The following is a 25934-nucleotide window of genomic DNA, read 5'->3' on the forward strand; positions in this document are numbered from 1 at the left end:
TGCTGCCCGCCGCGGGCCGGTCGAGGAATCACCGCGTATGCCTACCACAGGTCACCCCAGGAATGAGAACGGCCGCCGGGGAATGGACGCCGCGGGCCGGTCAGGGTGGAACGGGGAAGGTCACCACCATGGCCACGCCGGGATCGCGGTCCTCGGCGACCGCCTGCCCGCCGTGCGCCGTCACCAACTGCCGGACGATCCACAGGCCGAGCCCCACCCCCTCCTTGCCGCCGACCGCGAACTGGCCGAACAGGGTCTGCCGCAGCGACTCCGGGATGCCGGGCCCGTGGTCGCGGACCTCGACACGGTCGTGCGGGCCGTCCCGGACCACGCGGACGATCACCGGTGGGCGGCCGTACCGGAGGGCGTTGCCGACCAGGTTGAGCAGGATCTGTTCGAACCGCTGTTTGTCGACGAACAGCTGGACGGCGGGGTCGATGTCGGCGCGTACGTCGGCGTCGGCGCGCACATAGGTGAGGGTGTCGCGCACCAGCTCGGTCGCCGGATGGAGCTCACGGTCCAGGGTGAGCTGCCCGGAGTTGTCGATGCGCTGCAGGTCGAGCAGGCCGTCGGCGAGGCGGGCGATGCGGGCGGTCTGGCGCAGCGCCGCGTCGAACATGCGTGCGGCCTGGTCGTCGGCGTCCTCCCGCAGGGTTTCGAGGGCGATCCGCACCGTGGTGAGCGGTGCCCGCACGTCGTGCGCCAGCGTGTTGATCATTGCGGTGCGCCACTGTTCGATGCGGGCCAGGCGTTCCCGGTCGTCGCGCAGGTGGCGTGCCTGTGCCTCGATCAGCAGAGCGACCGAGAGCGCGATCGGCATCAGGATGGCCGCGCTGCCGATCACCAGCTCCGGCTGGTCGGTGATGATCAGCGGGACCAGGTACGCGGCGGTGGCCGGGATCAGAAAGGCCAGCAGGATCCACCGCGGGAAGTGCAGCGCCGCCCAGGCGTACAGCAACACCAGGAACGGCCCGGTGCCGGCCGCGATGCCGCCGAACGACCAGGTGGAAAGGCCGATCACGGCGAAGCCGGCCAGGCCGATCACGGCCGGCGCGAGCGGGCCGGTGCGCGACCACGGGAACAGCACGGCGAACAGGACCAGCACGAAGTCGCAGACAGCGACGAGGAGCAGCCGGTCGGCGTGGGCCGGGTCGGTGACCATGCCGACCAGGGCGAGCAGGCCGGCCACCAGCACGAGTGCGGCAGCCTGCCGGGCCGCGTGCCGCGGTCCGGTGCCGAGGAGGCGGAACGTCCGGTCGATAAGCCGACTCTAGGGAAAGTACGGATCTTCGGCGCAGGATTCCGGATCACCGGACATCCGGCCCTGATTCCGCGGATCCGGCGGAGCGCCGGCCGGTCCCTCAACCGGCCGGCGCTCACCCCCTCCTCCGCTCCGCACTCAGCGGAGGCCCGGGTCCCTCGCGGGCGCCCGGCTCACACCTTCTAGGGGCGCCCGTCGACCCCGCACTTGATGATCGGGCGGATGCAGTCGCGCACCCGGCGTTCCATCTCCTCGACCGGCCAGGCGTTGAAGAAGTCGCCGTGCATCGTGTAGCCGGCCCCGGACGCCAACCGCAGCCGCGCCGGGTCGCCGCTCACCGGGTACCGCATGACCTGCCGCAGCTTCGGCACGACGACCGGGTGGCTGGGCGGGCAGGCGGCGTTGACCGGGTACGCCATGTGGCTCTTGTGGTCGGGCGAGTCCAGGTTCCGCCCGTCCCAGCAGTGCGGGAAGTCGAGGTAGGACTCCAGCATCGTGCCGGCCGGGCAGTTGACGAAGTCGGACGACGAGCCGACGTGCCCGGCGTGCAGGCACGACCACCGCGCGATGGTGTTGTCGGCCGGGCCGGCGGCCCGGGCGTTGCCGGCGACGATCCGCAGGCCGAGCGGCAAGGGCTGGGTCTGTGCGATCAGGTCGTCGCGCACACCCTCACCGAGGTAGTAGAAGATGCCGGTCGTCGGTTCGACCGGCACGTTGTCCCGGTAGAGCGTGGGGATCCAGTACGACGACTTGTCGATCGACGGGTTGCAGTTGCTGTTCGCGTTGAGAAGCGTGTCGACGGTGCTGTGCGCGTTGGTCACGACGCTGCCGAAGAAGCTGTGCATGTGTGACGCGCCCGGCAGCCCGGGGAAGATGATCGGGTCGTCCGGCAGCCGGTGGCTGAACGGGCAGTCGGCGAGGAACTCCGAGACGCGTACCGCACCCGGCGGGATGGTCGGTGTCGTCGGGACACCGCCGCCGGAGCCGAAGACCTGGAACTCGGTGAGCGAGACGCCCCACTGGGTGGCCCGCGCGGTGGTCTCCAGCCGGACGTACCGCCCGGAGCCGTTCACGTTCAGGGTCTGCCGGCCGCCGGCGCCCGTGGTGGTGGAGTAGAGCGTGGTCCAGCTGCTGCCGTTGGCCGAGGCCCTGACACTGAAACCGCGGGCGTACGCCGACTCCCAGTCCAGCGTGACCGAGGTGATCGTGGCGCTCGCGCCGAGGTCCACCTGCAGCCATTGCGGGTCGCTGAAGGCGCTGGACCAGCGGGTTCCGGCGTTGCCGTCGACCGCGTTGGAGGCGGGGAAGGCGGCCGACTCGGTGGACGAGGCGGTCGCTGTACGGCCCTGCGAGATCAGGGCGTCGGCGGCACTGGCCTGGTTGGCCGCCGCCAGGACGTAGGTGGCCAGTGCGGCGGCCACCACGCCGGCCAGAAGGGGACGTTTTCTCACGGTGGATGAGCCTTTCCGTCCGTCGGGGGGATGCGGGAGAGCGTTCGTCGGGGACGCGTGAAAGCGCTCTCTCGCAACGTCACTGTGACGCCGCTGTTAACTGGTGTCAATCCTGGTCACCGCCCGGGAAGCGCTTCCCACCAGCATTCGCCCTGGTCAATCACTTGCACGCGCCCAGGTTCCGGAACCTGCGTGTGAAGTTCGGGTGCAAATCGAGCCCGAACTTCACACACTCGTACAGCCAGAACCTGCGTGTGAAGTTGAGGCTCGGAACGAGCCCGAACTTCACACGTGGGGTGGCGCCCCGGCGGGTGGGCCGGGGCGCCGGGGCTGGGCTCAGCTGCGGTAGACGCCGAGCTCGTACAGCGAATAGCCGTACGCGGTGGCGCGGACGGTGCCGTTGACCCGCACGTACCGGCCGGAGCCGGCGACGTTCAGGCTGTCGAAGCCGCCGTTGCCCGTCGTGGTCGCGTGGACGGTGGTCCAGGTCGTGCCGTCGTTCGAGGTCTGCACGGTGTACGACTTCGCGTACGCCGCCTCCCACGCCAGCTGCACGTGGTTGAACGACTGCACCGACCCGAGGTCCACCTGGATCCACGCGGCGTCCACCCATTCGCTGGCCCACCGGGTGCCGTAATCACCGTCCACCGCGTACGACGGCAGCTGCGGCCCGTTCGTGCCGGTCGGCTGCCACGTGGAGGCGGTCACGGTCTTCCCGCGGGCCAGGTCGGTGCCGGGCACGGTGGGCGGGACGACACGGAACGAGCGCTGCTCGATGCCGACGTTGCCGTGCCCGTCGTACGCGTAGACGTACACCTTCCAGACCCCCAGCGCCTCCGGTGCCCGTACCGTGAACCGGCCGTTGCCGTTGTGGGTGTAGGTCAGATGGATGAGCCCGCGGTTCCCGGTGATGTGCTTGTCGCTCGCCATCAGGTGGTACCGGATCAGGTCACCCTGCGGGTCCGTCACGGTCGTGTCGACGGTGAACGTCCCGCCGGCCGGCACCGCCGTCTGTGAACCCACCGACATCGCGGTGATCTCGGGCGGGGTGTTCGGCGCCGCCTGCCCGGTGTACGCCTGGCGCATCGCGTGATAGCCGAGCCGCCGCCAGCCGCCCGTGGTGGTGTTGAGCCACACGCCGCCGAAGTCGTTCTCGATCCCGTAGTGGAACTCGGTCGCACCGAGCGCCACCCCCGGATGCCCCTTGATCGCGTTCCAGCTGTACGCGTACCCGGCCCTCTTCTGCAGGTCGGACGGCTCGGCCGGCACCCCGTTGACGTCGCCCGGCACTTCCCACTCCCCCGCCGGCCCGCCTTCGGTGAGGATGTACGGCTTGGTGTACCCGCCCGCGATCCAGTCCCGCTTCACGGTGTCGATCGCCCCGTACGAGTTGACCGCCAGCAGGTCCAGGGCCGGCGCGTGCGGCTTGTAGTACGTCCACGCGTGGGTGTACGCGTCGGTCGACGTGACCGGGTGGTTCGGGTCGGCGGCGTGGATCGCCACCGCCACCTCGTTGACGAACTTGGCGTACGCCACCCGCCGCGCCTCGACCACGTCGGCGGCCAGCCCGTAGTTCTGCATCTCCAGGATGACCTCGTTGCCGACGTCCCAGAGCAGCACGCCGGAGCGGCCCTTCAGCTCGTTCACCTTGGCGACGATCTCGGCCTTGACCGCGGTCTTGTAGGCGGTGTCGTTCACGTAGTCGGTGCCGTGGTTGAGCCAGAGCCCGACGATCACCTTGATCCCGTGCCGCGCGGCGGTGTCGAGCAGCGATGGCGTGGCCGCGTCCGGCCCCCAGATGCGGATCGTGTTGACGCCCATGGCGCGAAGGTCCCGCATGTAGCCGTCGGCGGCCGCCTGCGGAGGCCCGTACGTCATGCCCTTGATCTCCCACGGGCTGCCGTTCACGGTGAGCTGCCAGTTGCCCTGCGAGCCGGTCACCCGGACCACGCTCGGCCCGGCGGGCACCGGCGGGTCGGTCATCGCCGGCGCGGTCGCGCCGGTGGCCCGCGAGACGGTCACCGAGTCGACGCTGAGCACTCCGCCGGAGGTGGTGCCGGCGGTCGGGGTGGTGAAGCCGGCGATGGCGTTCGGCAGCGAGCCGCCGACGGCCAGGTCGAGGCGGAGGTAGAAGCCGTGGTGCACGGCCGCCTGCCAGGCCGCGACGCCGACCTGGGACTGGCGGACCACCCAGGTCTGCCGGCCGTCGAGGTAGAAGCGGATCTCCTCATCGGTCTTGGTGCGGTCGATGACCTGCGCGTACTCGTGGTAGCCGGTCAGGCAGCCGGCGCAGGAGGCGAGGCCGGACGACCGGCCGTCGTACTCGTTGCACACCCCGCCCGGCGCCGTGCCGCAGTGCATCGTCTGGGAGAGCTCCTCCCGGCCGTTGACGTTGGTCATGATGTCGGTCTCGCCGACGCCCGGCCAGTTGGTGTAGTTGCCGCGGTACGCGGCGCCGGTGGCCCGGAAGCCGGGCCAGTACCCGAGGCCGTTGGCGACCTGCGGCTGTTTGAGCACGGCGGCGAACTTGAGCATCTCGCCGCGCTGCGGGGTGAAGTCGGTGCGCTGGGTCTCGATCCGCCCGGAGGTCCAGTTGCCGGCGCCGTCGCGGACCGCCCGGATGCTGAGCCGGCCGGCGCCGTCCAGGGCCACGTTGGCGGTCGACGCGCCGGCGGTCTCCACCGAACCGGTGCCCCAGTTGGCCGCTCCGCCCGGGTACTGCGTGCCGGTGCGCAGCAGCCAGTTGCCCGCGCTCGGCGACGAGTTCGCCGGGCCGTCGAAGGTGTCCGACCAGATCGTGGTGAAGTCGCCGGGTTCCACCGGCGTCGTCGAGCCGCCGAACACCTGGAACTCCCACAGCGAGTAGCCGTAGCCGGTGCCCCGGGCGGTGCCGTTCAGGCGCACGTAGCGCCCGGCGCCGGTGACGGCGATCGTCTCGACGCCGCCGGTGCCGGCGGCCTGGGTGTGGATCGTGGTCCAGGTGCTGCCGTCGTCGGAGGTCTGAATCTGGTACGCCCTGCCGTGGGCGGTCTCCCACTTCAGCACCACGCGGCTGATCATGGTGGTGGCGCCGAGGTCCACGCGGATCCACTGCGGGTCGGCGAACTGGCTCGACCACCGGGTCCCGTCGTTGCCGTCGAAGGCCTTGTCGGCGGTGACGTCCGCGCCCTCCGACGACGAAGCGGCGGCGGGCTTCCCCTGCGACAGCAGCGCCTCCGCGGCGCCGGCGGCGGTCGTCACGGACACGGCGGCCAGGCCGCACAGCATGGCCAGAACCACCGCCACGACTGTGGGCCCACGTTTCTTATTCATGATCACGCCCTAGTTCCGGGGGGATGGAAAGCGCTCTCCAAGCGAGGCGATTGTTTCGCCCATGTTGCCGGGCGTCAATAGGAGGCCGTTGACACATGCGGATCCGCCGCCGGAGACTTCGGGGCGTGAATGCGAATCCCCGGTTTCTTCTCGCATGCGCGCTCACCGCGGGCCTGCTCGTGACCGCCGGTTGCGGCACGCCGCGACCGGCGCCCAGCCCGAGCCCTCCACCCGCCGCCGCGGCCGCTTCCTTCGGCGGCACCGACCGCTCCTGGATCGAGATCAACATCGCCATGGGCGAGGAACTGCTACCGCTGCTCGACCTGGCGCCCGCCAACGGCGAGGATCCGGCATTGCAGCAGCTCAGCGAGCGCGTACGCGCCTTCACCGACGAGGAACTGAGCACCCTGCGCGCCCTCCACCGGCAAGCCGGCCTGCCCTCGGTGAACCCGCACAAGGGCATGCCGATGCCAGGCATGGTCACCCCGGAGAAGGTCGCCGAGGCCACCGCGCTGCGCGGCGAACGGTTCGACACGCTGCTGCGCACCTGCCTCGAGGAGCACCTCAAGCAGGGGCGCCAACTGGCCGGCAGTGAGCGCACCGCCGGCCAGGAACCGCGCACGGTCGCCCTCGCGGAAAGCATTCTTGCCAGCCGCGAGGACGCCCTTGCCGAGTTGGAAAATAATTACGGAAAAGTGTTATCGAGTGGTTCGTCTACCGTCAGGGCAACTCGTAGTTCTCGTTGAGTGCCGCGCCGCGCTCCGGTTTGTAGAGGTCGAACCCGCGCGGGTTGCACTGCAGCCCGCCGTTGATGCAGTGCCGCACCAGGGCGGCCAGGGTCGGCGGGTCCCACACGTTGTAGACGTCGTAGTGGAACGAATAACCCCGGCCGCTGGAGAACCGGACCTGCGACATGTCGCCGCTGACCGGCCACGCCATCTTGAACTCGATCATCGGCACGGCGACCGGGTGCGAGACCGGGCAGACCCCGTTGACCGGGTAAGACATGTGACTCTTGTGGTCCGGCGTGTCCAGGTGCAGGCCGTTCCAGCAGCTCGGCGCCTGGTAACGGACGTTCAACTGGGTCCCGGCCGGGCAGTTCGCCGGGATGTCCCAGTTGAAAGCGCTGTTGCCGCACTCGAAGCCCTCGACCGCGCCGGGGGCGTACCGGAACTCGTCCAGGGTGGCGTTCGGGCTGCCGACCACGTACCGCAGGCCGGGCGGGAACGGCCGGACGCTGCGATAGTCGATGACGCCGCTCTTGTAGTAGATGACCTGCGGGCCGTCCGGCTGCACCGCGGTGTTGCCGTTGAGCAGAGTCGGCATCCAGTAACCGGTCTTGTCACCCGGCGTGACGCACGACGTCCCGCCGGCCTGCAGCGAGGACAGCGTCGAGTTGGCGTTCGTGGTGCGGTTGCCCATGAACGTGTGCGAGTGTGACGCGCCCGGCAGGTTCGGGAAGACGATCGGGTCGTCGTTGAGGTTGGCCCGGCTCACCGAGCAGTTCGCCTGGAACTCGCGGTGGGTGACCGGGGGGTTCGTCGCGGGCGGGGTCTGTGTGGACGGGACCACGCCGGTGACCGGCGGGTTCGCGTTCACGTAACCGGCGCCGCCGGTGGGCTGCGGGGTGGCCGAGGACGTGCCGTAGACCTGGAACTCGTACAGCGAGTAGCCGTAACCGGTGCCGCGCTGGGTGCCGTACATCCGCACGTACCGCCCGGCGCCGGAGACCGTCAGGCTCTGCCTCCCACCGGTGGCATTGGTGGTGCTGTAGACGCTGGTCCAGGCATTGCCGTCGGGCGAGGTCTGGATCTGGAAGGCCCGGGCGTACGCGGCCTCCCACTCCAGCACCACCCGGTTGATCGTCGCGGTGGCGCCGAGGTCGACGCGGATCCACTGCGGATCGGCCCACTGGCTGCCCCAGCGGGTGTCGGCACGGCCGTCGAAGGCCGCGATGGCCGGTGCCTCGCCGTTCTCCAGCGACGAGGCGAGGGCCGGGCGGCCCTGCGAGAGCAGGGTGTCGGCCGCCTCCGCGGACCGGATGCCGACAGCCAGCACCGAGGCGGCGAGCACGGCGGCGCTCAAGGGCGCCAGGATCCGTCTGAGCTGTGTCCTTCGCACGAGTTCTCCAAGGGGGACGAGGACGGATGGACGCTTGGAGAGCGCTTTCCCATCGTGATTCCCCTCGCCGACGCACGTCAATGACTTGAGGTTCCGGAACATCCCGCGTGTGAAGTTCGGCCCGCATAAGAGCCCGACCTTCACACGCGGGTCGACGGGTGGCCGCTACGGTGGGGTCCGCGGAAAGCGCTCTCCGTGATATAACCTCGGGCATGCAGAGCCACCGGCTGCCCACGCTCGAAGACGTGGCACGCGTGGCGGGTGTCTCGCGCGCGACCGTGTCCCGCGTCATCAACGGCATCCGCAACGTCGACCCGCTGTTGCACCAGCAGGTGTGGAGCGCCGTCGACCAGACCGGATATGTGCCGAACCGCCTGGCCCGGTCGCTGGTCACCCGGCGCAGCGGCACCGTGGCCCTGGTCGTCTCCGACTCCGAGACGCACGACGACGACCCGTTCATGAGCCGGTTCTTCGCCGACCCGTACTTCGGCCGGGTCGTCGGCGGCTTGATGAGCGTGCTGCGCCCGGTCGGCGTGCAGCTGGCCCTGCAGATGGTCGGCGCCGACGGGCACCGCCGCCTGGTCGGCGACCTGCGCAACGGCCAGGCCGACGGCGCCGTCGTGCTCTCCCTGCCCGCCCACGACCCGCTGCCCGGACTGCTCGCCGAAGCACGCATCCCGGCCGTGCTGATCGGCCGGCCGCCCGAGCCGGTGCCGATCAGCTACGTCGACCTGGCCAACGAGACCGGCGCCGCGCTCGCCGCCGGCCTCCTCGTGGAGCGCGGCTGCCGGCAGATCGGCATGATCTCCGGGCCGGCCGACGTGCCGGCCAGCGTCGACCGGCTGGCCGGCTTCCGGCGCGCGCTGGCCCGCCACGGGCACGCCTGGGTGCCGGTCGCCACCGGCAATTTCACCCGGGACAGCGGCGAACAGGCGATGAAGGAACTGCTCGCCGAGCACCCCGGGCTCGACGGGGTGTTCGTGGCCAACGACCTGATGGCGCTCGGCGCGCTGCTGGTGCTGCGGGACGCCGGGCGCCGGGTGCCCGAGGACGTGGCGGTGGTCGGCTTCGACGACAGCAGCGCCGCGGTCGCCGCCCGGCCCGCGCTGACCACGGTGCGGCACCCGCTGGAGGACATGGCGGCCCAGGCGGCCCGGCTGCTGCTCGACCGGATCGAGGACCCGCAGGCCCGGGTCACCTCGGTCATCTACGAGCCCACCCTGGTAGTACGCCAAACCGCCTGACCGTGTGAACTTGGGGTTCGGAACGGACCGCAAGTTCACACGCAGGCCGGACCACGGGCGGGGGTCAGGTGGGCTGGATGCGGAAGGTGTAGGTGAGGCGGCCGCCGCTGAAGTCGGCGATCAGCGCCTCCTTGACGCCGAAGACGGTGTCCGAGTCGAGGTAGGCCCCGCCCGCCACGAACAACTGGGTGATCAGCCGGCGGTGACCGGGCGCGTTGATCATGAAATGCAGGTGCGGGGCGCGCCACTGGTGCCGGCCGGTGGCGGCGAGCATCTGCCCGACCGGCCCGTCGTCGGGAATCGGGTACTCCGACGGCACGATGGTCCGGAACCGCACCCGCCCCTGGTCGTCGCTGCGGAACCGGCCGCGCAGCACCGGGCCCTCCAGCTCGGGCAGCTGCACGTCGTAGAAGCCGTCCCGGTCGGACTGCCAGACGTCGACCACGGCGTCCGGCACCGGCTCGCCAGTCAGGCCGGTCACCCGCACGTCCACCTCCAGGGGCTCCCCCGGCAGGCCGGCGGCGAGGTCCGTACCCGGCGCCATCTCGGGCGGGCCGGGCACGTAGAACGGGCCGAGCACCGCCGACGGGGTGGTGTCCGGCGTGCGTGAGTTCTCCATCAGGTCGACCATGCTGGAGATCCCGAGCGTGTCCGAGAGCAGCACGAACTCCTGCCGGGTGTCGCTGCACATCGCGCCGGTGCGGGTGAGGAACTCGACGGCCCGCTGCCACTCGGCCTGGGTGAGATCCACCCGGCGGGCAAAACCGTGCAGCGTACGCACCAGGTCGCTGATCACCACGCGAAGACGGTCGTCGGGGGTACGCGCGAACGACTCCACCACCTCGTCGGTGAGCCACCCGAAGTCCGGTGGCACCGCCCGGCCACCGGGACGTCCGCCCTCGTACGCCGCCCGCACGATCTCCGGGTACGGTCCCGTCACGCCGGCCGGCAGGCCCAGCTCGCGCAACGACGTGGGGCCGCCCAGCCGGACGATCAGGTCGTACATCCCCGCCGGAGCGTCCGCGACGCCCAGCGCCCGCGCGATCCGCGCCAGCGCCTCGGGCGCCTCGCCCGCCATGAACGCCATGGCGTGCGGCAGCACCACCGTGTGCGTCCCGGCGTGCGGCATCGCGTACGCCCCGCCCAGGTGGTGGCAGACCTTGTGGTGCGGGCCCATCCCGGCCGAACCGAGGCAGATGCCGGCCAGCCACGCGCCGACCAGGGCGTCCGCGCGCGCCGTCAGGTCCGCCGGGTCGGCGACGATGCCGGGCAGGGCGCGGCTCAGCCGGGTCAGCGACTCCACCGCCAGCTGGTCGGTGACCGGGGTGGCGTCCGGCGACCACAGCGCCTCGACGGCGTGCGCCATCGCGTTGACGCCACTGGTGACGGAGACCGCGACGGGCAGGCCGAGGGTGAGTTCCACGTCGTAGAGGACAGTCTCCGGCAGGATCTCCGGACCTGACCTGGTCACCTTCTCGGCGCCACTGGTCTCGCCGAGGACCGGCGTGACCTCGCTCCCGGCGTACGTCGTGGGGATGGCGATCTGCGGAAGGCCGGACCGGGCCGACAGTGCCTTGCCGAGGCCGGTGGCGGAGCCGCCGCCGAGGCTGACCAGGCAGTCGGCGTCGCCGAGACGCCGCAGCGCGCGCTCGGTGACCTCGACCGGGGTGTGCACGGTGGCGCCGTCGAAGGTGCCCGCGAGCAGCGGGCCGAGCAGCTCCTCGGCGCGCCGCACCGCCTCGGCCGTGCCCGGGCCGCAGACCAGCAGCACGCGGGAGCGGCCCAGCCGCCGCACCTCGTCCGGAAGGCGGTTCAGCGCGCCGGCGCCGAACACCACCCGGGACGGCGAGCTGGAGTGCACGAAAGACGTCGTCGTCACAGGGCGTTCCCTCCGGATCGGGGGTTCGCCTGCATCCTCGCGCGCCGGGGCACGCCGCGTCCACGCCGGGCGGTCCTATGCTTGTCGCTCATGAGGGAACCCGGCACCGTCGCCGGTGGCCGCCGGGCACGCACCGAACAGGTGGAGCAGACCCGGGCGGCCATTCTCGCGACCGCCGAGCGGCTCTTCGCCGAGCACGGCGTCTTCTCGGTCTCGCACCGGCAGATCAGCGAGGCCGCCGGCCAGGGCAACAACGCGGCGGTCGGCTATCACTTCGGCGGGCGCGACGACCTGGTCCGGGCCATCATCCGGCGGCATGCCCGGCCGATGGAGGTGATCCGGCGGCGGCTCATCCAGCGGTACGAGGGAAGTAGCGCCGTCCGCGACTGGGTGACCTGCGAGGTGCGCTCGTTCACCGAGCACCTGGCCGAGATCGGGTCACCGAGTTGGTACGCGCGGTTCGCCGCCCAGGTGATGACCGAGCCGAGCCTGCGGGAGCTGGCCGCCGACGAGCTGCGGGACGCGCCGATGCTGCGGGCGATCGCACTCTCCATCCACCGGTGCCTGCCGGACCTGGCGCCCGCGGTGCTGGCCGAGCGCGACGAGATGGCGCACACGCTGATCGTGCACCTCTGCGCGCAGCGGGAACGGGCCACCACGCCGGACTGGGACGCGGCCGCGGCCGGCCTGATCGACGCGATCGAAGGGCTGTACCGCGCGCCGGTCAGTTGACCGCGTGCCTGCGCGTTCGTTCCGTAGCACGTGCAAGGTCACGATTCGGACGGCAGTGCCCTCGGAGACACTTTTCGTCAAGCAGGTGCTTTAAATAGGGTGCTGGGGTTGGCTCGCGTCACACCAGGACGACCCCCGCGAAAGGGCACAACCCCATGTCCTCGATTCCCCACCGTCTCAGCTCGGCCGAGATCGAAGCGCTGCGCGAGAAGTACCGGGTGGAGCGCGACCGCCGCATCCGGCCGGACGGCACCGCCCAGTACCGGCGGGCGGCCGGCGAGTTCGGCTGCTACGCGGCCGACCCGTACACCGAGCGCACCGAACGGGCGCCGGTCACCGACACCGTCGAGGCGGTCGTCATCGGGGGCGGCTTCGGCGGCCTGGTCTCCGGCGCGCGGCTGCGGCAGGCCGGCGTGCAGCGGATCCGGATGATCGACGAGGGCGGCGACTTCGGCGGGACCTGGTACTGGAACCGGTACCCCGGCATCCACTGCGACATCGAGGCGACCGTCTACATGCCGCTGCTGGAGGAGGTCGGGTACGTCCCGAAGTGGCGGTACGCCCCGGGCGAGGAGATCCGGCAGCACGCGGTGGCGATCGGCAAGCAGTTCGACCTGTACTCCGACGCCCTGTTCCACACCCGCGTCACCAGCCTGACCTGGGACGAGGACGCCGCCGGGTGGGCGGTGACCACCGATGAGGGCGACGAGTTCCGGTCCCGGTACGTGGTGATCTCCTCCGGTGCCCTGTCGCAGCCGAAGCTGCCCGGCATCCCCGGCGTCGAGGACTTCCGCGGGCACACCTTCCACAGCAGCCGGTGGGATTACGGGTACACCGGGGGCGACCAGACCGGTGGCCTGGACAGGCTCGCCGACAAGCGGGTCGCCGTGGTCGGCACCGGCGCCTCCGCGATCCAGATCGTCCCGCACCTGGGCCGCGACGCCCAGCACCTCTACGTCTTCCAGCGCACCCCGTCCACCGTCGACGTCCGCGACAACCGGCCGATCGACAGCGAGTGGGCGGCCTCCCTGAAGCCGGGATGGCAGCGGGAGCGGATGGAGAACTTCCTGACCATCGTGACCGGCGGGCACGCCGACGAGGACCTGATCGGCGACCGGTGGACGGCCACCGCCAAGCTCCAGCGGCAGATGCTGACCGGCTCGGTCGACCCGAACCTGTCGCAGGAGGAACGCGAGTACCTCGACGAGGTCGCCGACTTCCGGACCATGGAGCAGATCCGCGCCCGGATCGACGAGGTGGTCACCGACCCGGCGGTCGCGGCAAAGCTCAAGCCGTGGTACCGCTACATGTGCAAGCGGCCCACCTTCAGCGACCACTACCTGCAGACCTTCAACCAGCCGAACGTCACGCTGGTGGACACCGCCGACCACGGCGGCATCACCCGGATCACCGAGACCGGCATCGTGGTCGGCGACCAGGAGTACGAGGTCGACTGCATCGTCTTCGCCACCGGCTTCGAGGTCGGGGTCTCCGGCGTCCTCTCCGGGACGCTGCCCGTCACCGGGCGGGGCGGGATGCCGCTGCTCGGCCATTGGCGCAACGGGCCGCGGACGCTGCACGGCTTCTACAGCAACGGCTTCCCCAACCTGTTCCACCTCGGGTCGCTGCAGAACGCCGCCGCGGTCAACTTCGTGCACATGCTCCAGGAGCAGGCCACCCACATCGGCGCGGTGGTCGCCGCGGCGGCCGAGCGGGGCGCCCGGTACGTCGAGCCGACCGCCGAGGCCGAGGAGGGCTGGGCGGCGGTGATCCGGGAGACCGCGCCGAACACCTACAAGTTCCAGGCCGAGTGCACGCCGGGCTATTACAACGGTGAGGGCAAGCCGCGGCCGGTCAACTTCTCGTACGGGCCGGGGCCGGTCGCCTTCCACGAGCTGCTGCGCGAGTGGCGCCGGACGAGCATCGACGACGTCCTCCAGCCCTGACCTGCACGCGGCCGGCTCCCCGGGTCGTCCCGACGGCCTCCGGACGACCCTGGGGACCAGCCGGCCGTGGTGGGGTCGCTGACCAGGTGCCTGCTCAGGCCGCAGTGAAGCGGTGGGTGGCCGGCTCGTCCGGGCGGGTGGCCGGCTCGTCCGGGCGGGTGGCCGGCTCGTCGCCGTGGACGAAGGCGTGGCGGGGGTCCTGCACGGCGGCCAGCGAGACGATGTCCCGGCCGAACAGCGCGGCGGTCAGCCACACCGCCAGGACGCGGACCTTGCGCTCCCAGGTGGGTACGGCCAGGACGTGGTAGCCACGGTGCATCAGCCACGCGAGCACGCCCTTGATCACGATGCCCCGCCATTGGAAGATGCCGCGGCCCAGCCCCAGCGTGGCGACCGTGCCGAGGCTGCGGTGCAGATAGGGCTTCGGCTGCCGCCCGCGCAGCACCGCCACGATGTTGCGGGCCAGCAGCTTGCCCTGGCGGACGGCGTTCTGTGCGTTGGGGACAGTGACCGCACCCGGCCGGCGCACGGCCAGGTCCGGGACGGCCGCGTCGTCGCCGGCGCCCCAGGCGTCCGGCACCGGCGCCTCGTCGGTGCCGACCCGCAGGTCGGCGCGGACCACCAGCATCCCGCGCTCGTTGATCGGCAGGTCGGTGTGGCCGCGCACCATCGGGTTCGCGGCGTTGCCGACCGTCCAGACGATCAGCTCGGAGTCGAACTCCTCGCCGCTCGACAGCACGACGTGGCCGCCGGTGCCGGAGACCATCGTGGCGTTCAGGTGGACCCGGGCGCCACGCCTCTCGAGCTGGCGCACCACCCACTCGCCGGGCCCGTCGGTGACCTCGGGCAGGATCCGGTTGCGGGCCTCCACCAGGTGGAACCGCAACTCGTCCCGCCGCAGCTCGGGATATCTGCGCAGCAGTGCGGTGGCCAGCGACAACACTTCGCCGAAGCCCTCCACCCCGGAGAACCCGCCGCCCACGAACGTCACCGTGAGCAACCGCCGCCGCAGCGGCCCCGGCGGCAGCGCCGAGGCCCGGTCGAAGGAGGTGAGCAGCCGGTCACGGATGGCCACGGCCTCCTCGACGTGCTTCATCCCGATCGCCGAATCGGCTATCCCGGGCACGGCCAGTTTCCGGGTCACCGCACCGGCCGTGACCACGATGATGTCGTACCCCATCTCGAACTCCGCGCCGTCGGCGGGCTGCACCGTCACCCTGCGGTGCGCGTGGTCGACCTTGACGACCGCGCCGGCGACGAGCCGCGCCCGCCGCAGGTGCCGGCGCAGCGACACCGCGGCGTGCCGGGCCTCCACCGAGCCGGCCACCACCTCGGGCAGGAAGGGCTGATACGTCATGTACGGCCGCGGATCGACCACGACGATCCGCGCCTCGTCACGCCGGAGCTTCTTCTCCAGCTTCCAGGCGGTGTAGAAACCTGCGTAGCCGCCGCCAACCACCAGAATCGTCTTCACATGAGGAGGACCCCACAGGCCGCCGCGATGTGACAGTGTCGCCGCTCACTTCGCCTCCTACCCGGGCGGGCAGTGTCGGATAGGCGTAGAAGTCGTGCCTGCCGGACCGGGACGGAGCAGGATGTGGAATCGCCGATTTCACAGGCTGACGCGAGTCGGAACGGGGACGTCGCGCGACTCCGCCCCAGACACCGGGGAATCGCTCATGGAACGATCTCTGATCGCCTGCGCCGCCCTTCTCACGCTGCTGCTGGCCGGGTGCGACAGCGATCCGGACGGCACCGCGCCGTCCTCGGTCCCGCCGCCGGTCACCACGACCACCGCCGCCCCGGGACCCGCCCCGCCGGAGGCGACGACCGCCCCGGAACCCGCTGCACCGGAGGCGACACGCGCGCCGGCGCCGCCCGACGAGGAGGAACAGGACGCATCGCGGACCAGAGTGCCGAAGAAGCTCGTCGGCACCTGGGACGGTGACCGCGCGCAGATCAGCTTCTCCCGCGCCGGGGACGTGACCATCGTTTCCAAACAGGGCGGTGGTGGCGACACCGGGACCGTCGTGATCGACGGCTCCAGCATGACGCTCCATCTCTCCGGCGGCGTTCAGACCATCGCCAACTGGGAGATCACGAGGTTCGACGCCGGCTACGGCTACGACTTCTACAACCTCATCCTGGACGGGACCAGCTACGTCCGCGACGTCCCGAAGTAGACACGTGCGTCGTCAGGCGCGATGGCGCGCCCTTGTCCAGCGCCCTTGGCGGGCCGCCGCCCGGCTGCTGTGGCCGGCGGGTGCCCAACCGCGGGAACGACAGCGGCGTCTCGCGGCCCTGGCCGTCGCCGCGGGCGCGGTCGGCGTCGCCTGCTCAACGCTGGGCGCCGCCTGGCAGGCGTCGGCGGCCAACGGCGAGTGGCAGGACGCGGTGCGGGCACAGAACCGGGTTTCCGCGCGGTCCATCGAGATGACCCGCTACCTGTACGAGGTGGAGGCTCCACAGGCGTTCGACCTGGCTCTGCTGACCGTGCAGGCGGAGGAACTGGACCGCCGCGCGAGCGATCCCGGGATCGGTGACGCCCTTCGCCGGCAGGCAGCCGTGCAGCGGCGCACGGCCGCCGCCTTGGCGGAGGACTTCGCCGGGACGCATGGCCTGGCCGCTGCCAACGAGCTGGTGGCCGACCCGAAGTACCGCACCGCGGACGGCGGCTTCGACGTCCTGCAGCGGTTGCGCGACCAGCAGGCGAAGGAGTGGGACCCGCGGGACGACCCGCAGCGGGCCGCCGCGGCGGGTGACGTCCTGGCCGGGCGCGCTCGCGGCTGGACGGTGGTCATGCTGTTTTCGCTGCTCTGCTCCGTCGCCGGGATGGCCGCCTGGTACCGCACGCTGGACCCCGGGCTCATCGCGCGGCTGACGGCACGACTGGGTGTCCGGCGGCGGACGGTGGGCGGTGGCCGTCCCGGGACCCGGCGGCAGCCGCCGGCCAACGGGCCGGCCGCTCCGGAGATCGGGCTCGGGGCTCCGGCCCCGCCGGCGACCGCCCCTGCGGAGGACGACGCACCGGACCGCAATCACCGGCTGCTCGCCGGACTCGGGCTGGCCTTCGGTGTGCTGGCCACCGTGTTCACCGTCGTGCAGCTCCGCGCGGGTCTCGAGGAGAACCGCGGGTACGCGGCGGCGGGCAGGCACGCGGCGCAGGTCAGCGCCACGGCGGCGGGCGGCGGTGTCCGCCAGGCTTTCCGGGACGGCGCCAGGTTCGAGGTGTCGCTGCTGGAGCGCCGGCGGGTGGAACAGGCCGCCGAGCCCGGCGCCGCCGCGGCGGCGATGACCGCAGCCGATGCCGCGACGGTGGCGCGACTCGCCGGGATCGTCCGCGGCATGGCGATGGCCCCGCGGTCCGGTGACGGCCTCGCGGCGCCGCTTTCGGCGGTGGTGTCGGCCACGTTGGCCGACGCCCTCGCGGAACTTCGCGAGCAGCACGACGGCGTGGCCACCGCGGACCGGGCCGGGACACGGTCGAACACGATGGTGGTCGCCCTGTTCGCGATCACGGTAGCCGCGATCTTCCTCGACGTCGCCGCGGCGGCCCGGGCGCGGACGCGCCCCCGGTACCTGCGGCTCGCCCTGGCCTGCGCGGCCGCCGCCCTGATCATCGCCGCGGGCTCCCTGCTCGGGTGAGCCGGCGACGTCGCTGACGACGAAGCGGAGAAGACATGAGGCGTACGGCTGTGGCGGCCCTGCTGGCGGCGGTCATCGCCCTGGCCGGCTGCGACGGGGATCCGGCACCACCACCGGCGCCGGTGATACCGGAGGAACTGGTCGGCGCGTGGAGCGTGATCACGGAACGCGGGAACGGCTTCAGTTACGAGCTGTCCGGGAAGGGGGTCTACGTCTACGTCGGCATCATGCGCGATCGCACGCAGCAGTACACCCTCCAGGAGAACGGGTCGATGGAGGTGAGCGGCTCGGCCATCACCTTCCGCCCCGAGTCGATCGTCATCACGCGCAGCGACTCGTCGGTGCCGGCGGACAACTACCGCAGCTCGATGCCCACGCCGCCCCGGACGTTGACCTGGGCGGTGAACGGTGACGAGCTCACGCTCACCACCAACGGCCAGGCGACGACCTATCGGCGCGAGTGAGGCCGGGCCGGCGCGCGACCTCGCCGGCGCGTGCAGCGGCAGGGGTTGTGGCCGCTCCGGCCGGTTGGTGGCCGGCCGGAGCGGGTGGGTCAGGAGCGCAGCTTGCGGTACGCCCGGGCGGACAGTGGAAGGAAGATCGCGGTCAGCAGGACGGGCCAGCCGAGGGCCAGCCAGACCGCGTTGTCGGCGAGCGGGCCGGAGGTGACGCCGGTCGGGTTGCCGAAGAGCTCCCGGGCGGCGTTCGCGGTGGCGGACAGCGGGTTCCAGGCGGCGACGGCGCCGAGCCACGCGGGCATCGTCTCGGCGGAGACGATCGCCGTGGAGCAGAAGCCGACCGGCCAGATCAGGACCTGGACGGCGGCGGTGGCGCCCTCGCCGGGGAAGGACAGGCCGAGGAAGATGCCGATCCAGAGCATGGCGAACCTCAGGAGCAGCAGGATCACCACGGCCAGGGCGGTCCGGCCGGGGTCGCCGGTGATCCGCCAGCCGATCAGCAGGCCGCCGAGGATCAGGACCAGCAGCTCGACGGCGGAGTTGGCCATGTCGGCGCCGACCCGGCCGAGGGACACCGAGGCGCTGCCGATCGGCATCGAGCGGAAGCGCTCGGTGATGCCCTTGCGGGCGTCCTCGGCCATCGCGACGGCCGTGTTGGCCACGCCGAACATCATGCTCAGCGCGAGCATGCCGGGGAGCAGGAACTCGAGGTAGTCGCCGCCGCCGGGCACGATGATCGCCCCGCCGAAGAGGAACCCGAAGACGAGCAGCAGCATCACCGAGAACATCAGGCCGAAGATCGGGCCCCAGGGCTGGCGGACCCAGTGGATGAGCTCGCGCTGGGTGATGATCCAGCCGGCACGCAGGGTGGTCATCGGACGGGCTCCTTCGCGGACGTGGCGGTCAGGGTGAGGAACACCTCGTCGAGGGTGGGGCGGCGCAGGACCAGATCGTCGGGGGTGATGCCGAGGTCGTCGAGGGTGCGGACGACCTCGGTGAGGCCGGCTTCGAAGATGGCCGTCCGGTCGTCCTGCCGCGTCCCGGGCAGGCGTGCGGTCAGCGCCTCCAGGTCGCCGGGGCGCGGGGTGGTGACGGCCACCCGGTCGCCGCCGACCTGGCGTTTCAGGGATGCCGGTGTGCCGGTGGCGATCACCCGGCCGTGGTTCATCACCGAGATCTGCGAGGCCAGTTGGTCGGCCTCGTCCAGATATTGCGTGGTGAGCAGCACCGCGGTGCCGCCGGCCGCGGCGGCGCGCACTGTCTCCCAGACCTCGTTGCGGGCCCGGGGGTCGAGGCCGGTGGTCGGCTCGTCCAGGAACAGGACCGCCGGGGTCAGGAGGAGGCCGGCGGAGATGTCGAGGCGCCGGCGCATCCCGCCGCTGTAGGTCGAGACCGGCCGGTCCGCGGCGTCGGTGAGGCCGAACGTGTCCAGCAGCTCGGCCGCCCGGTCCTGCGCCTGCGCCTTGCGCAGCCCGTAGAGGCGGCCGAACATGACCAGGTTCTGCCGGCCGCTCAGGATGTCGTCGACGGCGACGGCCTGGCCGACCAGGCCGATCCGGCGGCGCACCTGGGCGGAGCGTTTCCGCACGTCGAAGCCGTCGACAGTGATCCGGCCGTGGTCGAGATCGATCAGGGTGGCCATCGCGCGGACGGCGGTGGTCTTGCCGGCGCCGTTCGGGCCGAGGAGCCCGTGGATGACGCCGGCCGGGATGTCGAGGTCGAAACCGTCGAGGGCGGCGACGTCGCCGTACCTCTTGCGCAGTCCTTCAGCGGTCAGGGTGCTCACGTGCGACTCCTAACTCCGTATACCGTACGAAGAATGTAGCGTCGAACACCGTACACCCCACGGGGTAATATCCGCACATGGAAGTTGACCGGACACTGCGGTTGCTGTGGAGGCGCTCGCTCGGGACCCCACAGGGTCGCCGGGGGCCGAAGCAGCGGGTCAGCATCGACGAGGTGATCCGGGCCGGCATCGCGGTGGCCGACGAGGACGGTCTGCCGGCGTTCTCGATGCGCAAGGTCGCCGATCGGCTCGGGCTGAAGCTGATGTCGATCTACACGTACGTGCCGGGCCGCTCCGAGCTGATCGGGCTGATGATCGACGAGGTCGCCGGCGAGCAGGACCTTCCGGAACACACCGGAGACGTACGGGAGAGGCTCACCCGGCTGGCCGGCCAGCTGTGGGACGAGTACCACCGCCACCCGTGGCTGCTCCAGGTCGAGAACAGCCGGCCGTGGATCGGGCCGAACGGCAGCGACCGCTACGAGTGGCAGCTGGCCGCGCTCGACGGCGCCGGCCTGGGCGACATCGAGATGGACCTGGTCGTGACGCTGATCAGCGACTTCACCGCGGGCGCGGCGCGCAGCTCTATCCGGACGCGGCACACGGCGCAGGAGTCGGGGATGTCCGACGCCCAGTGGTGGGAGATCAACGCACCGGTCCTGGAGGCGGTGATGCCGCCGGGCGCCTATCCGATCTCCGGCCGGGTCGGCACCGCGGCGAGCATCGAGTACAACGGGGTGGGCGACCCGGCCCGGTCATTCCGGTTCGGGCTGGACCGGATCCTGGACGGGGTCTGCGACCTGATCGACCGCAACCGGGAGCCGTGAGTACCCCCGCAACGTCAGCCGGTCCCGGCGCACCGGGGCGCCGTTCATCGCGAGCCGCGGCCGCATGGCCAGCAGCAGCGGGAACGCCACCTGCGCCTCGAGACGCGCCAGCGGAGCGCCCAGGCAGTAATGCGCTCCCCCGCCGAACGAGACCGGCTGCACGTTCGGCCGGTCCGGGTCGAACCGGTGCGGGTCCGGGTAACGCTCCGGGTCCCGGTTCGCCGCGCCGAGCAGCAGCGTCAGGTCCGAGCCCGCCGGCAGGGTGAGCCCGTCCAGCTCGAGGGGCGTCGTGGTGAACCGGGCGGTCAACTGCACGGGTGAGTCGTACCGCAGCATCTCCTCGACGAACGCGCCCGCGAGTCCCGGCTCCGACCGCAACCGGTCAGCGAGGCCGGGGTGGTCCAGCAGGATCTTCAGGCCCGTGCCGAGCAGGTTGGTAGTGGTCTCGAAGCCGGCGACCAGCAGCAGCACCAGGTTCGCCAGCAGCTCGGTGCCGGTCAGCCCCGAGCCGGCCTCGGCCATCGCGCTGACCAGGTCCTCCCGCGGCGACCGTTGCCGCTCAGCGATCAGACCGACGAAGTAGTCCTCCAGCTCCCGGCCGGCGACGTCGGCGAGCCGCATCTCCTCCTCGCTGCTGATCGGCTCGAGGACCACGGTCAGGTCGGCGGCGCGCTGCCGGAACCACGCCCGGTCCGCGTCCGGCACCCCGAGCAGCGCGCAGATCACGCCGATCGGCAGCGGATAGGCGAACGCGTTCATGAAGTCGGTCTCGGCCGGCATCTCCTCGATCAGCTCCGCCGCCTGGGCGGCGATGACGTCCCGCATCCCGGCGACCCGGCGTGCGGTGAACGTCGCGGCGGCGGCCCGGCGGATGCGGGTGTGGTCCGGCGGGTTGGTCTGCAGCATGGACAGCACGATCGAGGCGACCCCGCGGTTCTCGCGCCAGTCCGGCCAGAATCGGTCGTACGCGGGGGCGTCGGCGACCCGCAGCGTCGGCTCGCGCAGCAGGCGGGTGGTCAGCGCGTGGCTGGTGACGAACCAGCGGCCGTCGAACGCCTCGAGGATCGGCGCGTGGTCCCGCAGCACGTCGTAGGCAGGATAGGGATCTTCCCGGCCCTCGGGGGCGAACAAGGAGGCCAGCGCGGTCTGGAAGTCCATCGACTCATCATGGCAGGGCGGGGCTCCCCTATCGTTCGAGGCATGACGATGGGGGCCGGACAGCTCGCGCCGACGCGATTCGGCGCCGACCCGGCCTGGGGCGAGCGGGCCGCGCGGCCGTTGCGCCTGCTCGCCGGGCGCTCGGCCCGGCCGACGGCGACCGAACTGGCCGCCCTGCGCGCCGCCCTGCTGCAACGGGACGAGCCGGCCGCCGCGCTGATCGACGCGGTGCCGCCGGCCGTCCTGCACCGCGCCCTGGCTGCCGGCCCGTCCGCGGAGAACCCCGCACCGGTCCGCGACTTCTACACCGCGGCCATGAACCGTCCGGCCTGGGTCGACCTGACGCTGGTGGAGAAGGGCGCCGAAGCATGCCGCGCCTTCGGCATGGACGCCGGGCTGGTGCTGGCCTACGGCTCCCTGCTGGGCGGATATCGCACCGGCGCGGCCCTCGAACCGCTGGTCAGAACCGGTCGTCTGGCCGGCGGCGAGACGCTGCGCCGCATCCAGGAGACGACGCGCTGGTGGCGCGCTGTCACGGCTCCCGGCGGCATGTGCCCGGCCGCCGACGGCTTCCGCCTGACCCTGCACGTCCGCGCCATGCACGCGCTGGTCAACGCGCGCCTCACCCCCGGCTGGGACGTCGCGGCCCGCGGGCTGCCGATCAACCAGTACGACCAGGGCAGCACGCTCGGCGTCTTCAGCACCAGCTTCCTGCTCCACCTGCGCCTGCTGGGTGTGCGCGTGACCCGCGACGACGCCCGCGCCGTGATGCACTTCTGGTCCTACGCCGGCTGGCTGATGGGCGTCGACGAACAGTGGCTTCCGCACACCGAGCGCCGCGGCCGCCGCCTGCTCTACCACTTCCTCGCCAACGACCCGCCGCCGGACGCCAACAGCGTCGCCCTGGCCCACGCGCTGATCAGCATGACCGACGACGCGGTCACCCGGCGATGGCGGCGGACCTTCGAGCGGGAGCGGGCGCTTTCGGTCAGCACCTGGCTGCTCGGGCGCCGCGCGATGCGCGACCTCGGCCTGCCGTACCGCCCCGGCTGGTACGGCCTGACCCGCATCGCGGCGAACCTGCTGATCAGCCACGGCCGCGGCCGGCTGCCCGGCGGCCGGGCCGGCCTGCTCGCCCGCTCGGAGCGCCAGGCGCAGTCGCAGTTCGCCCACTGGGGCGCGCACGAAACCCTCACCTGATCTTCACGAAACGCGGTACGGCCGGGAATCGATGATCTGGTACGTTTCCGCACGCAAAGTCATAGAGCGTTAGGAATGTAGTGCGACGTATCAACGGGGTAATCCTGTCCGCCATCGTGGCTGTCGCGGCCCTCACCGCCTGCGACCCGGCCACCGAACCCGAAGCCGCCGCCCCCGGCGCCGCTTCCGCGCCCGCGGCCACCAGTCCGGCCGCGCCCGCGGCGACGAGTGCCGCGCCCACCACGGACGCGGCCACCGAGAAGGCCTGCGACGAACTCCTCACGGCGATCGACCAGAACGCCAAGGAGGTCAAGGAGTCGGAGAAGATCGGACCGCCGGCCGGCTACATCGCCGTGTCCGCGCAGTACATCGCCGGCTCGGCTGCCATGAGCTCGTTCTCCGCCGGCGCGAACGACGAGGTCTCCGCCGCCGCGGACAAGGTCGGCGACGCGATGTCCGAGCTCGACCAGGCCTGGAACGAGAACCCGAAGAAGGCTCCGAGCAAGGCGAAGCTGAACGCCGCGGTCAAGGAGCTGAAGGCCGCCTGCGCGGCCGGCTGACCCGTTCCGGTGAGCAACGGCGCCCGGCCCCGCGGCCGGGCGCCTTCTCGTTCGCCGCCTGCAGAGGGGGATCGGCAATCCGTGGTTGCCGTTCCGCGCCGGTGATAGAACGGAACAGCACCGGAACCGTGGAGGACGCAGTGATGATCGATCGTGCCGGGCTGGCCGAGTTCCTCCGCCGCCGCCGGGAGTCACTGCAGCCCGAGGACGTCGGTCTCCCGCGCGGGCAGCGCCGCAGAACAGCGGGGCTGCGCCGCGAAGAGGTGGCCACGCTCTGCCACATCTCCACCGACTACTACAGCCGTCTCGAACGGGAACGCGGCCCGCACCCGTCGGAGCAGATGATCGCCTCGATCGCCCAGGGCCTGCACCTGTCGCTCGACGAGCGCGAGCACCTGTTCCGGCTGGCCGGGCACAACCCGCCGCAGAGGGGGGCGACCAGCGAACACATCAGCCCCGGCCTGCTGCGCATCTTCGACCGGCTCACCGACACCCCCGCCGAGATCGTCACCGAGCTCGGCGAGACACTCCGGCAGACGGCCCTCGGGGTCGCGCTCACCGGCGACAACACCCGGTACACCGGCCCGGCCCGGAGCATCGGTTACCGCTGGTTCACCGACCCGGACACCCGGGCGCTCTACCACCCCGACGACCACCCGTTGCACTCGCGCGTCTTCGCCTCCGGCCTGCGCCGGACGGTCACCCTCCGCGGGCCGGACTCCTGGGCGGCCCACCTCGCCGACCTCCTGCTCGCCGGCAGCGCGGAGTTCCGCGCCGTCTGGGAGACGCACGAGGTGAACATCCGGTACAACGACGTCAAGCGCTTCCAGCACCCCGAGGTCGGCGAGCTGGAGCTCTCCTGCCAGGGACTTCTCGACCCGGACCAGGCTCACATCCTGCTGGTCTACACCGCCACCCCCGGGTCGGAGAGCTACGAGAAGCTCCAGCTGCTGTCCGTGCTGGGGATACAGTCGCTCGCCTAGGGTCTGTCCCGCGGATCACGCGGGTGCGAGGCGAGGTCCAGGTGGTGGCTGACGTCGGCCGCAGGGCGGCCTCATACCGGGGTTGTATGTGACCGTTCTGCGGACGCCGTCAGGCGCCGGCTGGGCCACGCCGCAGCCACGGGTGAGCCGCGGGACAGACCCTAGCCCGTCAGGTCGGGCAGCCCCTGCTCCCAGCGTTCTTTCCGCTGCTCCGGGGATTGCTCCCACCACGGGGTGCCTCGCTCCCCCAGCGCCACCTTCGCCATCTGCACCCGGGCCCGCGCCGGTTTCGGATCCACCCCTGCGCGCAAGGCCACGCCCACATCCCGGCGGGCGGCCATCAGCGCCCGGCGCAGCGTCGCCGCCACCTCCTCCGGGATCTCCGGATCGGTGGCACGCCAGCGGCGCCCGGAGACCACGATGAAGCGCCCGTCCTCCGTCCGTTCCATCGCACACCTCCGCACCCCGCGGTACCCACGCCGGACCGCAGCAATCCCGGCGCGGCTTGACGGGCCCCTTGGTAAGTCGTAGCTTACCGTTCGTGGGTACTTACCGAAGCGACGACGGCTGGGAGGCCCTGGGCGACCCGAACCGGCGGGCGATCATGGAATGCCTCGCGGAGCGGCCCCGGGCCGTGCGGGAGCTCGCCGAGGAACTGCCGATCAGCCGGCCGGCGGTGTCGCAACACCTCAAGGTGCTCAAGGAAGCGGGACTGGTCAGCGATCAGGCCGCCGGCACCCGCCGCGTCTACCGCCTGAACCCGGCCGGCCTGTCGGCGCTGCGGGATCAGCTGGACACCTTCTGGGCGCGTGCCCTGGAGGGCTATCAGAAGACCGTCAACGAGGAGGAATCATGAGCGAGACGGTGGTGAACCGGCACGTCACGGTCTCCGCACCGGTCGACCAGGCGTTCAAGGTGTTCACCGAACGGTTCGGGGATTTCAAGCCCCGTGAACACAACCTGATGCGGTCGGAGATCGCCGAGACCGTGTTCGAGCCCAGGGCCGGCGGGCACATCTACGACCGGGCCGCGGACGGCAGTGAGTGCCGGTGGGCGCGGGTTCTCGTCTTCGAACCGCCGCATCGGGTGGTCTTCAGCTGGGACATCGGCCCGCGGTGGGAGCTGGAGTCGGATCCGGCCAACGCCAGCGAGGTGGAGGTCCGATTCGTCGCCGACGGCCCCGGGCGAACCCGGATCGAGCTGGAGCATCGCCACCTCGACCGGCACGGCAGCGGCTGGGAGTCGCTCCGCGACGGGATCGGCCACGACGAGGGCTGGCCGCTGTACCTGGCCCGCTTCGCCGCCCTATTCGCCTGAGACCGAGCCCGGCACCGGGGCCGGCCCTGAGCCCGAGTCCGCAGCCGGGGACGA

23 protein-coding genes are annotated in these 25934 nt (G+C 71.6%); 13 read left to right on the top strand and 10 right to left on the bottom strand.

From position 1 onward, the window contains the following. Positions 1 to 100 precede the first annotated feature (100 nt). The 3 genes from AC0NH5_RS13055 to AC0NH5_RS13065 form a co-directional block, all read right to left on the bottom strand. Positions 101 to 1195, bottom strand: coding sequence for a sensor histidine kinase (locus AC0NH5_RS13055; protein ID WP_474403175.1), 1095 nt, complete (start codon positions 1193 to 1195; stop codon positions 101 to 103). 248 nt (positions 1196 to 1443) lie between these two features. Then, positions 1444 to 2712 carry a DUF1996 domain-containing protein gene (locus AC0NH5_RS13060; protein WP_474403177.1) on the bottom strand — a complete coding sequence of 423 codons (1269 nt, stop codon included), beginning with the start codon at positions 2710 to 2712 and terminating at the stop codon, positions 1444 to 1446. A 336-nt stretch (positions 2713 to 3048) separates the two neighbouring features. After that, entirely contained in the window at positions 3049 to 6024 is a 2976-nt protein-coding gene (locus AC0NH5_RS13065) for a galactose-binding domain-containing protein (protein ID WP_474403179.1), read from the bottom strand. 125 nt (positions 6025 to 6149) lie between these two features. Here AC0NH5_RS13065 and AC0NH5_RS13070 point away from each other — a divergent pair, with 125 nt between their 5' ends. Beyond that, positions 6150 to 6770 (top strand): DUF305 domain-containing protein, encoded by a 621-nt coding sequence (locus tag AC0NH5_RS13070; protein WP_474403180.1) that lies wholly within the window; start codon positions 6150 to 6152, stop codon positions 6768 to 6770. Here AC0NH5_RS13070 and AC0NH5_RS13075 read toward each other — a convergent pair. Further along, a complete protein-coding gene (locus AC0NH5_RS13075; RefSeq protein WP_474403182.1) occupies positions 6745 to 8109 on the bottom strand; it encodes a DUF1996 domain-containing protein in 1365 nt (454 codons plus the stop codon). The two genes, AC0NH5_RS13070 and AC0NH5_RS13075, sit on opposite strands and share 26 nt — an antisense overlap. A gap of 248 nt (positions 8110 to 8357) precedes the next feature. Between AC0NH5_RS13075 and AC0NH5_RS13080 the strand changes: the two genes are divergently transcribed. After that, positions 8358 to 9389, top strand: a complete 1032-nt coding sequence (locus AC0NH5_RS13080) for a LacI family DNA-binding transcriptional regulator (RefSeq protein ID WP_474403184.1) — start codon at positions 8358 to 8360, stop codon at positions 9387 to 9389. Positions 9390 to 9453: 64 nt separating this feature from the next. Here the strand turns inward: AC0NH5_RS13080 and AC0NH5_RS13085 are convergent, their stop codons facing one another. Further along, on the bottom strand, positions 9454 to 11268 hold the full coding sequence (locus AC0NH5_RS13085) for a maleylacetate reductase and hydroxyquinol 1,2-dioxygenase domain-containing protein (protein ID WP_474403186.1): 1815 nt from the start codon (positions 11266 to 11268) through the stop codon (positions 9454 to 9456). Positions 11269 to 11358: 90 nt separating this feature from the next. On the opposite strand from AC0NH5_RS13085, the gene AC0NH5_RS13090 reads away from it, so the two are divergent. Together AC0NH5_RS13090 and AC0NH5_RS13095 are read left to right on the top strand one after the other, a co-directional pair. After that, positions 11359 to 12000, top strand: coding sequence for a TetR/AcrR family transcriptional regulator (locus AC0NH5_RS13090; RefSeq protein ID WP_474403188.1), 642 nt, complete (start codon positions 11359 to 11361; stop codon positions 11998 to 12000). Between the two features lie 155 nt (positions 12001 to 12155). Continuing rightward, the gene (locus tag AC0NH5_RS13095; RefSeq protein WP_474403190.1) at positions 12156 to 13946 is read left to right on the top strand and encodes a flavin-containing monooxygenase; all 1791 of its coding nucleotides are present in this window, start codon (positions 12156 to 12158) and stop codon (positions 13944 to 13946) included. Between the two features lie 94 nt (positions 13947 to 14040). On the opposite strand, the gene AC0NH5_RS13100 is transcribed toward AC0NH5_RS13095, so the two are convergent. Then, positions 14041 to 15420, bottom strand: a complete 1380-nt coding sequence (locus AC0NH5_RS13100; RefSeq protein ID WP_474403192.1) for an NAD(P)/FAD-dependent oxidoreductase — start codon at positions 15418 to 15420, stop codon at positions 14041 to 14043. A 205-nt stretch (positions 15421 to 15625) separates the two neighbouring features. Between AC0NH5_RS13100 and AC0NH5_RS13105 the strand changes: the two genes are divergently transcribed. The 3 genes from AC0NH5_RS13105 to AC0NH5_RS13115 are packed head-to-tail and all read left to right on the top strand — an operon-like array spanning position 15626 to position 18055. Continuing rightward, positions 15626 to 16129 (top strand): hypothetical protein, encoded by a 504-nt coding sequence (locus AC0NH5_RS13105; protein ID WP_474403195.1) that lies wholly within the window; start codon positions 15626 to 15628, stop codon positions 16127 to 16129. Between the two features lie 4 nt (positions 16130 to 16133). Further along, entirely contained in the window at positions 16134 to 17591 is a 1458-nt protein-coding gene (locus tag AC0NH5_RS13110) for a hypothetical protein (protein ID WP_474403197.1), read from the top strand. A gap of 35 nt (positions 17592 to 17626) precedes the next feature. Next, on the top strand, positions 17627 to 18055 hold the full coding sequence (locus tag AC0NH5_RS13115; RefSeq protein WP_474403199.1) for a hypothetical protein: 429 nt from the start codon (positions 17627 to 17629) through the stop codon (positions 18053 to 18055). An 89-nt stretch (positions 18056 to 18144) separates the two neighbouring features. Here the strand turns inward: AC0NH5_RS13115 and AC0NH5_RS13120 are convergent, their stop codons facing one another. Both AC0NH5_RS13120 and AC0NH5_RS13125 read right to left on the bottom strand, forming a co-directional pair. Further along, positions 18145 to 18924: an ABC transporter permease gene (locus tag AC0NH5_RS13120; protein ID WP_474403201.1), complete on the bottom strand. Its 780-nt coding sequence runs from the start codon at positions 18922 to 18924 to the stop codon at positions 18145 to 18147. Next, positions 18921 to 19835 (bottom strand): ATP-binding cassette domain-containing protein, encoded by a 915-nt coding sequence (locus tag AC0NH5_RS13125; protein WP_474403203.1) that lies wholly within the window; start codon positions 19833 to 19835, stop codon positions 18921 to 18923. Before AC0NH5_RS13125 ends, AC0NH5_RS13120 begins: the two co-directional genes overlap by 4 nt. 77 nt (positions 19836 to 19912) lie before the next feature. Here AC0NH5_RS13125 and AC0NH5_RS13130 point away from each other — a divergent pair, with 77 nt between their 5' ends. Beyond that, a complete protein-coding gene (locus AC0NH5_RS13130) occupies positions 19913 to 20662 on the top strand; it encodes a TetR/AcrR family transcriptional regulator (RefSeq protein WP_474403205.1) in 750 nt (249 codons plus the stop codon). On the opposite strand, the gene AC0NH5_RS13135 is transcribed toward AC0NH5_RS13130, so the two are convergent. Beyond that, the gene (locus tag AC0NH5_RS13135) at positions 20591 to 21820 is read right to left on the bottom strand and encodes a cytochrome P450 (RefSeq protein WP_474403207.1); all 1230 of its coding nucleotides are present in this window, start codon (positions 21818 to 21820) and stop codon (positions 20591 to 20593) included. The two genes, AC0NH5_RS13130 and AC0NH5_RS13135, sit on opposite strands and share 72 nt — an antisense overlap. Positions 21821 to 21862: 42 nt before the next feature. On the opposite strand from AC0NH5_RS13135, the gene AC0NH5_RS13140 reads away from it, so the two are divergent. From AC0NH5_RS13140 to AC0NH5_RS13150, 3 genes are all read left to right on the top strand, one after another. After that, entirely contained in the window at positions 21863 to 23020 is a 1158-nt protein-coding gene (locus AC0NH5_RS13140; protein WP_474403209.1) for an oxygenase MpaB family protein, read from the top strand. An 80-nt stretch (positions 23021 to 23100) separates the two neighbouring features. Further along, complete coding sequence (locus AC0NH5_RS13145; RefSeq protein WP_474403211.1) at positions 23101 to 23580, top strand: hypothetical protein; 480 nt, start codon at positions 23101 to 23103, stop codon at positions 23578 to 23580. A gap of 143 nt (positions 23581 to 23723) precedes the next feature. Continuing rightward, positions 23724 to 24563: a helix-turn-helix transcriptional regulator gene (locus tag AC0NH5_RS13150; RefSeq protein ID WP_474403213.1), complete on the top strand. Its 840-nt coding sequence runs from the start codon at positions 23724 to 23726 to the stop codon at positions 24561 to 24563. Between the two features lie 161 nt (positions 24564 to 24724). Here AC0NH5_RS13150 and AC0NH5_RS13155 read toward each other — a convergent pair whose 3' ends face one another. Then, positions 24725 to 25012, bottom strand: a complete 288-nt coding sequence (locus tag AC0NH5_RS13155; protein ID WP_474403215.1) for a hypothetical protein — start codon at positions 25010 to 25012, stop codon at positions 24725 to 24727. A gap of 92 nt (positions 25013 to 25104) precedes the next feature. Between AC0NH5_RS13155 and AC0NH5_RS13160 the strand changes: the two genes are divergently transcribed. Both AC0NH5_RS13160 and AC0NH5_RS13165 read left to right on the top strand, forming a co-directional pair. Next, on the top strand, positions 25105 to 25419 hold the full coding sequence (locus tag AC0NH5_RS13160; protein WP_474403217.1) for an ArsR/SmtB family transcription factor: 315 nt from the start codon (positions 25105 to 25107) through the stop codon (positions 25417 to 25419). Next, positions 25416 to 25880, top strand: a complete 465-nt coding sequence (locus tag AC0NH5_RS13165; RefSeq protein ID WP_474403219.1) for an SRPBCC family protein — start codon at positions 25416 to 25418, stop codon at positions 25878 to 25880. Before AC0NH5_RS13160 ends, AC0NH5_RS13165 begins: the two co-directional genes overlap by 4 nt. The last annotated feature ends 54 nt before the right edge of the window (positions 25881 to 25934 follow it).

The organism is Actinoplanes sp. 13 (assembly GCF_056134165.1).